This is a genomic window from Streptomyces sp. NPDC029296 (assembly GCF_055569255.1).
This window is the reverse complement of sequence record NZ_JBVHXT010000004.1, coordinates 279,961-294,254: the sequence shown is the minus strand read 5'-3', so window position 1 is coordinate 294,254 and position 14,294 is coordinate 279,961. Positions and strand designations below refer to the sequence as shown.

Genomic DNA, 14,294 nt, shown 5'->3' with positions numbered 1-14,294 from the left:
GCGCAAGGAGGGGGCGGTGGTGGGGGGGGGGGGGGGGGGGGGCGCCCTCCCCCCCCCCCCCCCCCCCCCCCCCCCCCCCCCCACCAAAAGGGGTGAACGCTCGTAACTTTCGCGTGCGGGTCACGTTCGGCCGCGCTAATGCGTCACACGGTGAGCGCGCGGACGCATCACGTCACGGCGTGCGGGGCGGTCCCGGAGCCGGACGCTAGGCCGCCGCCGGTTCGCGTCGGGCGGCGCGCCGCCGGGCCGCCAGTTCGGGGTCGAGGGCGGGTACGGCGGCCAGGAGCTGCCGGGTGTACGGCTCGCGCGGGCTGTCGTAGACCTCGTCGGCGGGCCCGTACTCGACGAGCCGGCCGCGCCGCATCACCGCGACCCGGTCGCTGACCTGGCGGACGACGGCGAGGTCGTGCGCGATGAAGACCAGCGCCAGGCCGAGTTCCCGCTGGAGTTCGCCGAGCAGGGCGACCACCTGGGCCTGGGTGGTGACGTCGAGCGCGGAGACCGGCTCGTCGCAGACGAGGGCGCGCGGCTCGGCGGCGAGCGCCCGTGCGATGCCGACGCGCTGGCGCTGGCCGCCGCTGAACTCGTGCGGGTAGCGGTCGTAGTGCGCCCGGTCGAGCCCCACGCGCTCCAGCAGTTCCGACACCCGCCCCCGGATGCGCTCCTCGTCGCGTTCACCGCGTGCGCGCAGCGGGTCGGCGATGGACTCGCCGATGCCGCGGCGGGGGTTGAGGGAGGAGACGGGATCCTGGAAGACCATCTGGACGGCCGGGTTCACCCCGGTGTGCGGGCGCCCGGCGTAGCGGATCTCGCCGGCGGTCGGCTCCAGCAGTCCGACCAGCATGCGGCCGAGCGTGGTCTTGCCGCTGCCGCTCTCGCCGACCACGCCGAGGGTCTCCCCGCGCCGGACGGTCACCGAGACGTCGTCCACGGCCGCGAACGCCCGCTTGCCGCGCCCGAACTCGCGCCGCACCCCGGCGGCCTCCAGCACGACCTCGCCGGTGGCCGGGGAGCCGGTCCGGCGGGCGTCCACGCGCGGGACGGCGTCGAGCAGTTCGCGGGTGTACGGCTCGGCGGGCGCGGCGAGGACGGCGCCGGCCGGGCCGCGTTCGACGGCCCTGCCGTGCCGCATGACGAGGATGTCGTCCACGCTCTCGGCGGCCACGCCCACGTCGTGGGTGACGAGCAGCAGGCCCATGCCGGTCTCCGTGCGCAGGGTGTGCAGCAGGTCGAGGATCTGGGCCTGGACGGTGACGTCGAGCGCGGTGGTCGGCTCGTCGGCGATCAGCAGGTCCGGCTCGCCGGCGAGGGCCATGGCGATGAGGGCGCGCTGGCGCATGCCGCCGCTGAACTCGTGCGGACGGGACCGGGCCCGCCGTGCCGCGTCCGGGATGCCGACCCGGTCCAGCACCTCCACGGCACGCGCGCGTGCGGCGCGGCGCGTCACGCGGGCGTGGACGCGGTAGACCTCGGCGATCTGGTCGCCGATCGCGTAGTACGGGTCGAGCGAGGACAGCGGGTCCTGGAAGACCATGGCCGCCTTGGCGCCGCGCAGCCGGCGCAGTTCCTCGTCGGAGGCCGCCTGGACGTCGGTGCCGGCCACCCGGACCGCGCCGCCGACCCGGGCGCCGGTGCCCCGGTGCAGGCCCAGCAGGGCGCCCGCGACCGTGGACTTGCCGGAGCCGGACTCGCCGACCAGGGCGAGGGCGGCGCCCTCCGCCAGGCTGAAGGTGAGGCCGTCGACGGCGCGCAGGGCGCCGAACTCGACGGTCAGGTCCGTCACTTCCACCAGGCTCATGCGAGCACCACCCGTCGGTCGGCCACCGCGTACAGGACGTCCGCGACGGCGTTGGCGAGGACCACGAAGAAGCCGGTCACCAGGACCATTCCGACGACCACCGGCAGGTCGACGACCTTGACCGCGTGCACCAGTTCCTGACCGATGCCGGGCAGGCCGAACAGGGTCTCGGTGAGCACGGCGCCGCCGATGGCCGAGCCGAAGGTGACCGCGTTGAGGGCGATGACGGAGGCCGTCGCGCCGCGCAGGGCGTGCCGGGCGATCACCGCGCGTTCGGCGACGCCGTAGGCGCGGAAGGTGCGGATGTGGTCCTCGGCCAGTGTCTCCAGCATCGACGCCCGGGTCAGGCGGGCGAAGTTGGCCGCCTCGATGAGGGCGAGGGACAGCCAGGGCAGCAGCAGGTTCCACGCCCACTGTTCGGGGTCGTCGGTGAAGTCCACGTACTGCGGGAAGGGCAGCAGCCGGAGTTCGCCGCAGACGACGATCATCAGGACGAGGCCGATGACGAAGACGGGGGTGGCGACGCCCGCGAGGGTGATCGCGGTCAGCACGCGCTCGGAGAGGCGGCCGCGCCGCCAGGCGGACAGCACGCCGGTGCCGACGCCGAGCAGCAGCCAGATCACCATCGCGCCGAGCACCAGCGAGAAGCTCACCGGCAGCTTGGTCCAGATGATGTCGGTGACCTGCCGGCCGCTCTGGTACGACTGGCCCAGGCAGGGCGCCGTGCAGTGCTCCACGGAGGTGCCCGTGGAGTAGTCCTGGCCCACGAAGACGCCCTGGAGGAAGTGCCAGTAGCGCACGTACAGCGGGTCGTCGAGGTGCAGTTGCTGGGCCACCTGGTGGACCTGGGCCGGGGAGCAGCGCGGGCCGCAGGTGATCTGGGCGACGTTGCCGGGGGTGACGTAGAAGACGACGTAGATGATCACCGAGAGCACGAACAGGGTGATCAGGGCGCCGACGAGCCGGCGCAGGACGAAACCGGTGAAGCCGTTCACGCCCTCTCCTCCTTCCGCGGCGCGGTGTCCGCGGCGGCGGTTCCGTCGCCGGGCGGGGTGGTGGCCGGGGCCGCCTCGGCGCGGGCCTCCCGTTTGCGGCCGGTGCCGATGCGCAGCCGGGAGGCGGCGCGCGGGTCGAGGGCGACGCGGACGCCGTCGCCGAGGACGGTCATGGCGAACACGGTCACGAACAGGGCGAGGGCGGGCAGCAGCAGGTACTGCGGGGCGGCTTCGTACCAGACGTCGGCGGAGGTGAGCATCTGGCCCCACGAGGGGGTGGGCGGCTGCACGCCGACGCCGAGGAAGGACAAGGCCGCCTCGGCGCTGATGTTCGCCGGGACCAGCAGCGCGGCGTAGGTGATGACCGGCGCGGCGAGGCCCGGGAGGAGTTCGCGTACGGCGGTGCGCCAGGTGCTCCAGCCGCTGAGCCGGGACGCGGAGACGTAGTCGAGGTTCTTCAGGGCGAGCGTCTGCGCACGCACCATCTTCGCCATCGTGGACCACCCGGCGACCAGGGAGAGGATCAGTGCGACCAGGACCGGGCGCGGGAAGCCGTCGGGCGCGACGGCCAGCAGCGCCAGTGCCATGATCATCAGGGGCATCGCGACGAAGATGTCGGTGATCCGGCTCAGCACCAGGTCCACCCAGCGGTTGCCCAGTCCGGCGGCCATGCCCACGGCGACGCCGAGGAGGACCTGGACCAGCGTGGCGCCCAACGACACACCGAGCGAGACCCGCGCGCCGTACACCAGCCGGGCGAACAGGTCACGGCCGGTCTGCGGCTCGACGCCCAGCCAGTGGTCGGCGCTCGCGCCGCCGAGGGAGCCGAGGGGCACGCCGCCACGGGCGGAGTCGATCAGGGCGGGGTGGTAGGTGGTGGGGTCCTGGCCCTCGACGGCGGTGAGCAGCGGCGCGGCGAGCGCGACCAGGACGAGCAGCGCGACGACGACGGCGGCGACGAGGGCGGCGCGCCGCGCCCGCAGCCGCCGCCAGAACTGACGGGCCCCCGAGACCGCCGGGACGGTGGTGTCCGTCCCGGCGGTCCCGACGGCGACGAGTGCCTCGCTCACGGCGCTACTTCACCGCGATCTGGGAGACGTCCAGGACACCGGTCCAGTCGCTGATGACGACGTTCTTGACGTCCTTGCCGTACAGGCGCTTGTAGACCGGGTGGAACAGCGGCACGACGAGGGCCTTCCCGCCGATCTTCTTGTCCAGTGCACCCCAGCGTCGGGCGGCGGCGTCGAGGTCGGTCAGCTTGTTGATCGCGTCGATCTCGTCGTTGACCGACTTGTCGTTCAGCAGGCCCGTGTTGAAGTTCGCTCCGTCGTCGACGATCTGCCGGCCGTCGAAGATGGGCGCGAGGAAGGGGCCGCCGGACGGCCAGTCCGCACCCCAGTGGGCGAGGAAGAGGCCCGGCTCGGACTTCACACTGTGGATCTTGTCCTTGTAGTCGTTGTCCTCCAGGCCCTGGAGCCTGACCGTGATGCCGGCCTTCTTCAGCGCGTCCTGGACGGCGGTGGCGATCTCCGGGCTGGTCTCGAAGTCCTTGCTGTTGGAGTGGGTCAGCGTGATGGTGAGGCCGTTCTTGTGACCGGCCTGCGCGAGCAGTTCCCTGGCCTTCGCCGGGTTGCCCGACCGGCCGGCCGGGAACGGGTCGTACGGCGTGTGGCCGAAGGACTTCTGGTCGGGCAGGAAGGTGGTGGCGGCGTCGGCGAGGGCGCTGCCGCCGGCCGCGTTGACCACGGAGGAGCGGTCGATGGCGTACGCGATCGCCTGGCGCACCCTGGGGTCGTCGAACGGCTTCACCCCGGGGTTGAACGCGAGGTAGTTGGTGTAGCCGAAGTGGCCGGTGCCCACGCGCGCGGCCAGTTCCTTGTCGCCGCTCACCTTGGCGAGTTCGGCGGGGCCGAGGTTGGTGTCCGTGGTGACGGCGGCGGCGTCCGCCCCCTGGGACGCGGACAGCCGCTGGTTGATCACCGAGGAGTCGAGGCCGGAGCGCACGTCGATGGTGTCCGGGTACGCCTTGCGCTCGGCGTCGGTCGCCGCCGACCAGTTGGGGTTGCGCTCCAGGACGAGGTGCTCGCCGTCGTTCTCGTTCTTGACGACCTTGTACGGGCCGGAGGAGACCGGGTGCGACTCGTACTCGGTGCCGGTGTCCTTGCCCTGGGGCACCGGGGTGAACTGCGTCTGCGTGGCCAGGTACGGGAACTCGCCCTCCGGCTTGTTCAGGTGGAAGACGATGGTCCGCTCGTCCGGCGTCTCGATCGCGGCGAGGCCCTTCTTGTCCTTGTACGGCCCCTGGTAGCCGGCGGCGCCGACCAGCCAGTCCCGCAGGTAGGGGGCGCCACCGGAGAGTTCGGGGGCGAAGGAGCGCTCGATGCCGTACTTGATGTCGGCCGAGGTGATCGGCGTGCCGTCCTCGTATTTGAGGCCCTTCTTCAGGGTGTACGTCCACACCGTCGCGTCCTTGTTGGGGCGTCCGGTGTCGGTGGCGAGGTCCGGGACGACCTTCGCGCCGGCCTCGCCGTTCTCGCGGTTGCGCGTGGTGAGGGTACGGAAGACCAGCGAGGGGACGTTTCCGCCGCCGGAGGTGTACAGGCGCGCGGGGTCGAAGTCGCTCTGCGGCTGGGAGTTCAGGATCGTGAGCGTGCCGCCCTTGTGGGGCGCCGAGTCGCCACCGGAAGCCTTGGCACCGCTGTCCTCCGGGCCACAGGCGGCGACGCCCGCTGCCACGACCAGGCTGACGGATGCCGCTGCCACGCGGCGCGCTCTGACGGACGGTTGACGCATCGGAATGACGACCTCTCGGGGTGACGAGTCAGTTGATCAGGATGGTGATCAAGGTTGATCGAGTACTTCTCGACGGGTGGATCGAGGGTTTCTCGACACGTGAGACATGCTGACGAGGAATGAGACGGCTGCGGACAGACGTCGGCCCCGGCGTCGGGTCGTCGAAAAATCCGTGACACGGTCACGGAGGGGAAGAGCGAACAGTCGCGACGCGAACGCCGGGGGAGGCGCCGTCAGCGACAGTGGATGTCGGCCACGCAGAGTGCGGTCACGCCGATGAGCGCCAGCTCGATGGAGGCGCTCGCAGGGACGGCGTGACGGGACCACATGCGCAGAAATATGAATGAACATACGGGCTTATGTCAATGTGACATAAGCGGAGCACGTCAACTTCCGGGGTACGGCCAGGCGTTGGCCCGGCAGTGGATCCCGTCGTGGTCCAGGAACTTGGTCTGCTGCTGCATCACGGGTGCCGGCTCGCCGTCCTTCTGGCAGGTGACGTGTCCGTGACCGAGCCGGTGGCCGACCTCATGGTTGATCAACATCTGCCGGTACGCATGGATCCGGTCACCGTATGTCTTGCTTCCTTGAGCCCACCGGTACGCGTTGATCATGACGCGTTCGGTCGCGGCCGAGTCGCAGGAAACGTTGTCCTCGGTCGTGTCCAGGCCGGACTTGGCGCACCACTTGGCGGTGGTGCCGGGGCTGGCCAGCGTGATCACGAAGTCGGGCGTGCCGGAGGAGACGCGCTCGAAGGTGCGCGCGCCGCCGTGGGCCCAGCTGCGCCGGTCGTTCAGGGTCTTCTGCACGGCCTCGGCGAACAGCGCGCCGTCCAGTCCGAGGCCCTGCTCGACATCGACGCGGTAGCGGTACTTCTGCCCGGTACCGGGCGCCTTGTCGAACCCGGGCACGACGTCGAACTTCCCCGACCCGCCGCTCAGGCCGGGGCCGACCGGGTAGGTCCGGCTCATCTTCTGCTCGTACGTCAGCGGTGCCGGGCTCGGTACGGCCGCGGGCGCGGGCTTCCCGGAGACCCGGGTGTCGTGGGCGCGGCCGGTGGCGGACCGGGACCGTACGTCGCCGTCGTCCCGCGTCTTGGCCACCTGGCCGGCGACGATCACCGCGAGCACGGTGGTGACGGCCGCCGCCGCGATGCCGGTGAACGCCCGCCCCTTGGCGCCGCCGCGCTGCGCGGGCACGGCGGAGCCGGGCGCCCGCGACGGCTCGTCCGGCTGCCCGGCGGTACGGGGCGCGGAGCCGGGGCCCGGGCCGGCCGGAACGCCGCCGGTGTCCCCGCGCCGGGCACCGCGCGGGCGGGCGCCGTCGAAGGCTTCGAGGTACTCCTGCCGGGGGCCGGACCCGGACCCTGAACCATGCCCGGCACCGCCGTCGGGTCCCGCCTGTCGCCGCCGGGGGCCGGACCCGGATCCCGGGCCGCGCCCGGAACCGCCCTCCGAGCCCGCCTTCCGCTGCCGGGGCAGCACCACACCGGGCCCGCCGCCGTCGGCGGTTGCCGGCACTCCGTTCCCGGCCGCGGCGCCGGACCCCCTGGACGCGCCGTGCGCGGGGGTGCCGCCGGGACCGCGCGAGCCACCACGGCCGGCGGCCCCGTCGGGCGGGGCCGGGCGCCCGGACCGGCCGGCGAACTCCCCCCAGCCGCCCCCGGCCTCCCGCTGCTCGGGATGTCCGCCCCGCGCGGAATCATCCTCGGGACGACGCGGCACACCGCGCGCGGGGGAACCTCCGGAGAGCGGGGGCGTGCCCTGGCCGGGCGCGCCGTCGGGCCGCCGTCGCGCGCCCCGGCGACCGGTGGCCCCGCCGGGCACCCCCGGCACACCCCGTACCGGAGTGCCGTCGGCGCGGCCGGGCGCACCGGTTGCCGGAGCACCGGCGGAAGTCCATGGCGCGCCCTGGGCCGGGGCACCGCCCGCGAACCCGGGAACGTCCCCGCCCGAAGTGCCGCCCGAAGACCTCGGGACATCCCCGGCCGGAGTACCGCCCGCGCGCCGGGGGACGCCCTCGGCCGGGGTGCCGTCGGGCAGGCCCGCCGTCGGCGCACCAGCCGCCGGCTCACCCCGGTCGGGCCGCGGCCCCGGGGCGGTGTCCCGCCGGCCGCCGGCACGGTTGCCGTGCCTGCCGGTGCGTTCCGCGCTTATGTCCGTCGTCTCGGTCCTGGGGGCCGGTCCGCGGCGGCTGTGGCGTCCCACCCTGGCCGTCAGCTCCTCGCGCCCGGGGCGGTGCCGTCGGCGCCGGGCGGCTGCGCGAGCAGTTCCCGGAAGGCGCCGGCGACCAGGTCGGGGTACTCCATCATCGCCACGTGCCCCGCGTCCGGCAGGGTCACCAGCCGGGAGGAGCGGAAGGCGCGGGCGGCCTTGCGGGCCATGCGGAAGCCGACGAGCTGGTCCCGGCCGCCGTAGACGAGCAGGGTCGGGGCCAGCACCCGTTCGGCCTGGCGCCACAGTCCGTGCTGCCCGCCGAGCGTGTAAGCGTTCACGATGCCGCGCGCGGAGCGGGCCATCGCGTCCCAGAAGTACGGCAGCCGCAGCCGCCGCTCCAGTTCCTCCACGGCCTGCTGGAACGCCTCGGGCGTCACCCGCCCCGGGTCGCCGTAGCAGAGCCCCATCACCCCGCGCACCCGCTGCTCGGGGGTCCATTCCTTGGTGAGCCGGGTGAACAGGGCCGCGATCCCGGGCACGCCGAGCAGTCCCGTGGGCACCGCGGTGCGCTGGATGCGCAGCTCCGGCAGGGCGGGCGAGACGAGGGTGAGCGTGCGGACGAGGTCGGGGCGCACGGCGGCCACGCGCGTGGCGACCGCGCCGCCGAGAGAGTTGCCGAAGAGGTGGACCGGGCCGCGGCCGGACGCGTCGAGATGGCGGATCACCGCGCGGGCATGCCCGGTGACGGAGTAGTCGCCGTCGTCCGGGGGCGGGGAGTCGCCGAAGCCCGGCAGGTCGACCGCCTCGCTGTCCACGACGCCGTCCAGCTCGGCCATGAGCGGCGACCAGTTCTGCGAGGAGCCGCCGAGTCCGTGGACGTACAGCGCGGGCGGCAGGCCCTCGCGCGCCGGCCGCCGGGACCGGATCGTCAGCGTGACCCCGGGCAGCCCCACGGACCGCAGCCGCTCGCCGTCGCCGACCCGGACGGGCGCCACTCGGGGAAGAACACTGGCGGCCGGCACGGACGGCGACTCGGTCGAAGGCATGCGGCAATGTTACGAGGTGATCACGTCCGGTTTCATGTGTTCGCCATCACAGGGTGAACCGTATTCGGACGGAGAACCGGACAGCGAACGGGCCTGATGGCATGGCGTCCGGATCAGCAGTCTCCTAGGCTCGTACAGAGGGCACCCGCGTGTGGCCCCTGCTGTTTCCAGGGACGTTCGTAGGAAGGGAGCCCACCATGGCCTATGACCCCACAGAGCCCGACGCGTTCGAGGACATGGACGACCTGGAGGCCGGCGCGGTGGCGGAGTTCGGTGTAGAGGCACCCGAGGTGGACGCGGCCGAGCAGCACGCCGACATCGCCCCGGACCGCGACGACCCCCTGACGGGCGTGGACCCGGACCGCGGGAACGAGGCCGATCTCATGGAGCAGGCACGCGTGGTCGCGCTCGACGAGGACGACTACCGCTGACCTCGCGGGACGCCCGGCCGCCCGCCCCGGGCCCGCCACCGGCCTCCTGAGGGTGCCGCACGGCTTTCGCCGTCGTCCGGTACGTGAAATTCTGCGCTCGCACCGCGCACAACACTGTTACCGAAAAGTACGATGGCCGCGCGGCCGAGACCGCATGTGGACGACTTTGGGAGGCGGCGTGACAGCCATCGAGCAGACTGAGGCAGCACGCCCGCGGGGCACGCGTCTGCCGCGCCGAGCCCGGCGGAACCAGTTGCTGGGCGCCGCTCAGGAGGTTTTCGTCGCGCAGGGCTACCACGCCGCGGCGATGGACGACATCGCCGAGCGGGCCGGCGTGAGCAAGCCGGTGCTCTACCAGCACTTCCCCGGCAAGCTCGACCTCTATCTGGCGCTGCTGGACCAGCACTGCGAGTCGCTGATCCAGGCCGTGCGCGGCGCGCTCGCCTCGACGACCGACAACAAGCAGCGCGTCCGGGCGACCATGGACGCCTACTTCGCCTACGTGGAGGACGACGGCGGGGCCTTCCGGCTGGTCTTCGAGTCCGACCTGACGAACGAGCCCGCGGTGCGCGAGCGCGTGGACAAGGTCACCAACGAGTGCGCCGAGGCGATCTGCGACGTCATCGCCGAGGACACCGGCCTGTCCCGGGCGGAATCGATGCTGCTCGCCTCCGGCCTCGGCGGACTCGCCCAGGTGGTCGCCCGCTCGTGGCTGCACAGCGACCGCAGCGTCCCGCGCGACCAGGCGGTGCAGTTGCTGGCCTCGCTGGCCTGGCGGGGCATCGCCGGCTTCCCGCTGCACGGCACCGACCACCACTGACCGGTGTTCCCGCCGGGTGCGCCGGGCGCGTGCGCGGTTTGTTCCCGCCCGGTGTTCGCTCGTGGCGTTCCGTCCCGCGGCGTACGGGTCCCCTCACCGGGCTAATGTGTGCTGGGTACGGCGCGGTTGATCGCGCACATCACTGACCGTCGGAGGGACATAGCCGTGGAGGTCAAGATCGGCGTGCAGCACGCGCCCCGCGAGATCGTTCTGGAGAGCGGTCAGAGCGTCGAGGAGGTCGAGGGCATCGTCGCCGAGGCGCTGGCCGGCAAGACGGGGCTGCTCAGCCTCCAGGACGAGAAGGGCCGCAAGGTCCTGGTGCCGACGGACCGGCTGGCCTACGTGGAGATCGGCGAGCCGACCGTGCGCAAGGTGGGTTTCGGCACGCTCTGAACCGCAGGCGTCGCGAAGGGCCCGGCGGCCGTGTGCCGCCGGGCCCTTCGCGTGCCCCGCGCACGCCCGTTCGCCGTAGGGTCCGCACACACATACGGGGCACAACTTCTCCACAGCCAAGGATTGCAATCCGCAGGTCACGGGTATGACGGGCTACAACCGTCGAGCCGGACCGGCCGTGGGAGGGACCCCCGACATGATCTACGAAGCACTCGGCTCCGCCGTGCTCGGTCTGATCCTCGCCTGGGCGGGGGCGTACCGCCTCGCCCATCGGCTGCCGGCCCGCCCGCTGGTGTACTCGACGGGCGTCGCCGGGGCCCTCTTCGGCGACTTCGTCACCCGTACCGCCCTGGGCCCCGGCACCGCGCTGCTCAGCCTGCTGGGCGCCGCGGTCATCTCGGTGGCGTCGCTGTCCCTGCTGCTGCGCCCGGCGGGCCGCCTGCGCCGCCGGTCGGCGCCGGCGTAACGGCCCCGCCGTCCCGGCACAGGGTGCCGAGGGGCGGCCACCGCTCAGGCCGCGAGCCCCAGCGCGGCCATCCGCTTCGTGTGCGCCTCGGTGATCCGCGAGAACATCCGCCCGACCTCGGCGAGGTCGAAGCCGTCGGCCACACCCCCCACGAGCATCGTGGACAGCGCGTCCCGCTCGGCGACCACCCGCTGGGACTGCGACAGCGCCTCACCCATCAGCCGCCGCGCCCACAGCGCCAGCCGGCCGCCCACGCGCGGGTCGGCGTCGATGGCGGCCCGCACCTTCTCCACCGCGAACCCGGCGTGCCCGGTGTCGTCCAGCACCGAGAGCACCAGTTCACGCGTGTCGGAGTCGAGGCGGGCCGCGACCTCCCGGTAGAAGTCGCTCGCGATCGAGTCGCCGACGTAGGCCTTGACCAGGCCCTCCAGCCAGTCCGAGGGCGCGGTCTGGCGGTGGAAGCCGTCGAGCGCGGCCACGAACGGGTCCATGGCGGCCGTCGGCTCCTCGCCGATCCCGGTCAGCCGGTCCCGCAGCCGTTCGAAGTGGTGGAACTCGGCCGAGGCCATCTTCGCCAGCTCCGCCTTGTCCGCGAGGGTCGGCGCCAGCTTGGCGTCCTCCGCGAGCCGCTCGAACGCCGCGAGCTCTCCGTAGGCGAGCGCGCCGAGCAGGTCCACGACGGCGGCGCGGTACTGCGGGTCGGCGGACGCCTGCGCCCAGTCCTGGGCGGCGACACCGGTGGGTCCGGAGGGTTCGGCGGACGCGTTCTCAGGCTTGTCAGAGCTACTCATGAGGCGCACAATAGCCCGCTCGGCGGCTCGGTCGAGCCCTCGGCCGATCACCACGGTTCACCCGCCGATCACTGCTCTCACGACTACGTGACCGAATCGGCCATCGCATGTGCGGCGATCCGGGGTATGGTGGTAATGCGCCTGCTGAGTGCGTCGACGGTGTTCGACGTGTCCGACAGGCCGCACGCATGAGGATGCCCGGTCGGTGGCCCGATCGGCTCCGACCCGACAGCTCTCCACGACCGTACGGCTCTGACCGTACGACAACGGGAGAGACCCTCAGCGGTACGAGCGCTAGAGCGTCGGCAGAGGTCCCGTGTCTTACGGCTTGCCCGAGTGGTTCGCCCGTACGGCGGCCGACGTCCCCGGCACGGTCAGACATGATCCCCCGCGCTCGCCTCGCACCGCACACACAGAAGAGGCAGCACCCTGACTACGACGTTTCGTGAACTCGGAATCCTTCCCGAGACCGCCGAGGCCCTGGAAGCCGTCGGCATCATCACTCCCTTCCCCATCCAGGAGATGACACTCCCCGTCGCCCTCTCCGGCACGGACGTCATCGGCCAGGCCAAGACCGGCACCGGCAAGACGCTCGGCTTCGGCCTCCCGCTCCTGGAGCGCGTCACCGTCCCCGCCGACGTGGAGGCCGGACGCGCCACCCCCGACGCCCTCACCGACGCCCCGCAGGCCCTCGTCGTCGTCCCCACGCGCGAGCTGTGCACCCAGGTCACCAACGACCTGCTGACGGCGGGCAAGGTCCGTAACGTCCGCGTCCTCGCGATCTACGGCGGCCGGGCGTACGAGCCGCAGGTCGAGGCCCTGAAGAAGGGCGTCGACGTCGTCGTCGGCACCCCGGGCCGGCTGCTCGACCTCGCGGGCCAGAAGAAGCTGGACCTGAAGCACATCAAGAGCCTGGTCCTCGACGAGGCCGACGAGATGCTCGACCTGGGCTTCCTGCCCGACGTCGAGAAGATCATCGCCATGCTGCCGGCCAAGCGCCAGACCATGCTGTTCTCGGCGACCATGCCGGGCGCGGTCATCGGCCTCGCCCGCCGCTACATGTCGCAGCCCGTCCACATCCGCGCCACCGCGCCGGACGACGAGGGCGTGACGGTCGCGAACATCAAGCAGTTCGTCTACCGCGCGCACAACATGGACAAGCCGGAGATGGTCGCCCGCATCCTCCAGGCCGAGGGCCGCGGACTGGCGATGATCTTCTGCCGTACGAAGCGGACGGCCGCCGACATCGCCGAGCAGCTCCAGCGGCGCGGGTTCGCCTCCGGCGCGGTCCACGGCGACCTCGGCCAGGGCGCCCGCGAGCAGGCGCTGCGCGCCTTCCGCAACGGCAAGGTCGACGTCCTGGTCTGCACCGACGTCGCCGCGCGCGGCATCGACGTCGAGGGCGTGACCCACGTCATCAACTACCAGTCCCCCGAGGACGAGAAGACCTACCTGCACCGCGTCGGCCGTACGGGCCGGGCGGGCGCCAAGGGTACGGCGGTCACGTTCGTCGACTGGGACGACATCCCGCGCTGGCAGCTGATCAACAAGGCGCTGGAGCTGGACTTCAACGACCCGGTGGAGACGTACTCCAGCTCCCCGCACCTGTTCTCCGACCTCGGCATCCCCGCGGGCACCAAGGGCGTCCTGCCGCGCTCCGAGCGGACCCGTGCCGGTCTGGACGCGGAGGAGCTGGAGGACCTGGGCGAGACCGGCGGACGAGGCGCACGCGGCCGTGGCCGCGGTGGCCGTGACGACCGGGGTGGCCGTGACGACCGGGGTGGCCGTGACGACCGGGGTGCCCCGGCGGCCGAGCGTGAGCGGCCGGCCCGTACGCCGCGCCGGCGCCGCCGTACGCGCGGCGGAGCGCCGCTGGACGCCTCCCCCGCCGTCTCCACGCCGGCCGCCGAGGCCGCCGGGACGGACGAGGCCCAGGCCACGACCCGTACCCCGCGCCGCCGTCGCCGTATGCGCGGCGGAGCGCCCGCGCAGCCGGTAACGGCCGCCACGGCGACCGAGGAGACCCCCGTCGTCGAGCCGGTGGCCGCGGTGGAGACACCCGCCGCCGAGCCGGTGGCCCCGGTGGCGGAACCCGCCGCCGTGGAGGAGGCCGAGGAGAAGCCGCGTCGCCGTCGCACGCGGAAGCCGGCGGCAGCCGAGCCGGTGGAGGCCACGGAGACCACGGCCCCGGTGGCCGAGCCCGTGGTCGCGGAGGCCCCGGTGGAGGCCGCTCCGGTGACGGAGACCAAGCCGCGCCGCCGTACGCGGAAGGCCGCCGAGGCGGTCGCCGAGGCGGAGACGGCCGTGGCCGCCGCCGAGGCCCCGGAGGAGGCCAAGCCGCGCCGCCGCACCCGCAAGGCGGCGGAGCCGGTCACGCCCGAGACCCCCGAGGCGGAAGCGGAAACCAAGCCGCGCCGCACCCGCAAGGTCGCGGCCGCCGCCGAGACCGCCGAGGCGGAGACCGAGACCAAGGTTCGCCGCACCCGGAAGACCGCGGCCGCCGCCGAGGCCCCCGAGGCCGAAGCCGAGGCCAAGCCCCGCCGCACCCGCAAGACGGCCGCAACGGCACCGGAGACCGCCGAGGCGGAGGCGGAGCCCACGCCGC

13 protein-coding genes are annotated in these 14,294 nt (G+C 73.1%); 5 read left to right on the top strand and 8 right to left on the bottom strand.

All coding sequences use genetic code 11. From position 1 onward, the window contains the following. Window positions 1–205 precede the first annotated feature (205 nt). From ACZ4W9_RS05710 to ACZ4W9_RS05680, 7 genes are all read right to left on the bottom strand, one after another. A complete protein-coding gene (locus tag ACZ4W9_RS05710) occupies window positions 206–1,798 on the bottom strand; it encodes a dipeptide ABC transporter ATP-binding protein (RefSeq protein WP_467933423.1) in 1,593 nt (530 codons plus the stop codon). Next, window positions 1,795–2,793 carry an ABC transporter permease gene (locus tag ACZ4W9_RS05705; protein WP_467933422.1) on the bottom strand — a complete coding sequence of 333 codons (999 nt, stop codon included), beginning with the start codon at window positions 2,791–2,793 and terminating at the stop codon, window positions 1,795–1,797. The genes ACZ4W9_RS05710 and ACZ4W9_RS05705 overlap by 4 nt, the downstream gene beginning before the upstream one ends. Further along, on the bottom strand, window positions 2,790–3,863 hold the full coding sequence (locus tag ACZ4W9_RS05700) for an ABC transporter permease (RefSeq protein WP_467933420.1): 1,074 nt from the start codon (window positions 3,861–3,863) through the stop codon (window positions 2,790–2,792). The genes ACZ4W9_RS05705 and ACZ4W9_RS05700 overlap by 4 nt, the downstream gene beginning before the upstream one ends. 4 nt (window positions 3,864–3,867) lie before the next feature. Then, the gene (locus ACZ4W9_RS05695) at window positions 3,868–5,586 is read right to left on the bottom strand and encodes an ABC transporter substrate-binding protein (protein ID WP_467933419.1); all 1,719 of its coding nucleotides are present in this window, start codon (window positions 5,584–5,586) and stop codon (window positions 3,868–3,870) included. 233 nt (window positions 5,587–5,819) lie between these two features. Continuing rightward, complete coding sequence (locus ACZ4W9_RS05690) at window positions 5,820–5,915, bottom strand: Ms4533A family Cys-rich leader peptide (protein WP_358690659.1); 96 nt, start codon at window positions 5,913–5,915, stop codon at window positions 5,820–5,822. A gap of 57 nt (window positions 5,916–5,972) precedes the next feature. Then, a complete protein-coding gene (locus tag ACZ4W9_RS05685; protein ID WP_467933418.1) occupies window positions 5,973–7,421 on the bottom strand; it encodes a DUF3152 domain-containing protein in 1,449 nt (482 codons plus the stop codon). A gap of 380 nt (window positions 7,422–7,801) precedes the next feature. Then, on the bottom strand, window positions 7,802–8,788 hold the full coding sequence (locus ACZ4W9_RS05680) for an alpha/beta fold hydrolase (RefSeq protein WP_467933416.1): 987 nt from the start codon (window positions 8,786–8,788) through the stop codon (window positions 7,802–7,804). A gap of 197 nt (window positions 8,789–8,985) precedes the next feature. On the opposite strand from ACZ4W9_RS05680, the gene ACZ4W9_RS05675 reads away from it, so the two are divergent. The 4 genes from ACZ4W9_RS05675 to ACZ4W9_RS05660 all read left to right on the top strand — a co-directional run bounded on the left by ACZ4W9_RS05675 (window position 8,986) and on the right by ACZ4W9_RS05660 (window position 10,898). Further along, window positions 8,986–9,219 carry a hypothetical protein gene (locus tag ACZ4W9_RS05675; RefSeq protein ID WP_467933415.1) on the top strand — a complete coding sequence of 78 codons (234 nt, stop codon included), beginning with the start codon at window positions 8,986–8,988 and terminating at the stop codon, window positions 9,217–9,219. Between the two features lie 178 nt (window positions 9,220–9,397). Next, window positions 9,398–10,039 carry a TetR/AcrR family transcriptional regulator gene (locus tag ACZ4W9_RS05670; protein WP_359414058.1) on the top strand — a complete coding sequence of 214 codons (642 nt, stop codon included), beginning with the start codon at window positions 9,398–9,400 and terminating at the stop codon, window positions 10,037–10,039. Window positions 10,040–10,204: 165 nt separating this feature from the next. Continuing rightward, window positions 10,205–10,432: a DUF3107 domain-containing protein gene (locus ACZ4W9_RS05665; RefSeq protein ID WP_387508793.1), complete on the top strand. Its 228-nt coding sequence runs from the start codon at window positions 10,205–10,207 to the stop codon at window positions 10,430–10,432. A 196-nt stretch (window positions 10,433–10,628) separates the two neighbouring features. After that, entirely contained in the window at window positions 10,629–10,898 is a 270-nt protein-coding gene (locus ACZ4W9_RS05660) for a hypothetical protein (RefSeq protein WP_467933413.1), read from the top strand. A 44-nt stretch (window positions 10,899–10,942) separates the two neighbouring features. Here the strand turns inward: ACZ4W9_RS05660 and ACZ4W9_RS05655 are convergent, their stop codons facing one another. Further along, complete coding sequence (locus tag ACZ4W9_RS05655) at window positions 10,943–11,689, bottom strand: ferritin-like fold-containing protein (protein WP_467933412.1); 747 nt, start codon at window positions 11,687–11,689, stop codon at window positions 10,943–10,945. A 522-nt stretch (window positions 11,690–12,211) separates the two neighbouring features. Here ACZ4W9_RS05655 and ACZ4W9_RS05650 point away from each other — a divergent pair. After that, window positions 12,212–14,294, top strand: a 2,083-nt coding sequence (locus ACZ4W9_RS05650) for a DEAD/DEAH box helicase (RefSeq protein WP_467933411.1), incomplete at its 3' end; no start/stop codon positions are given.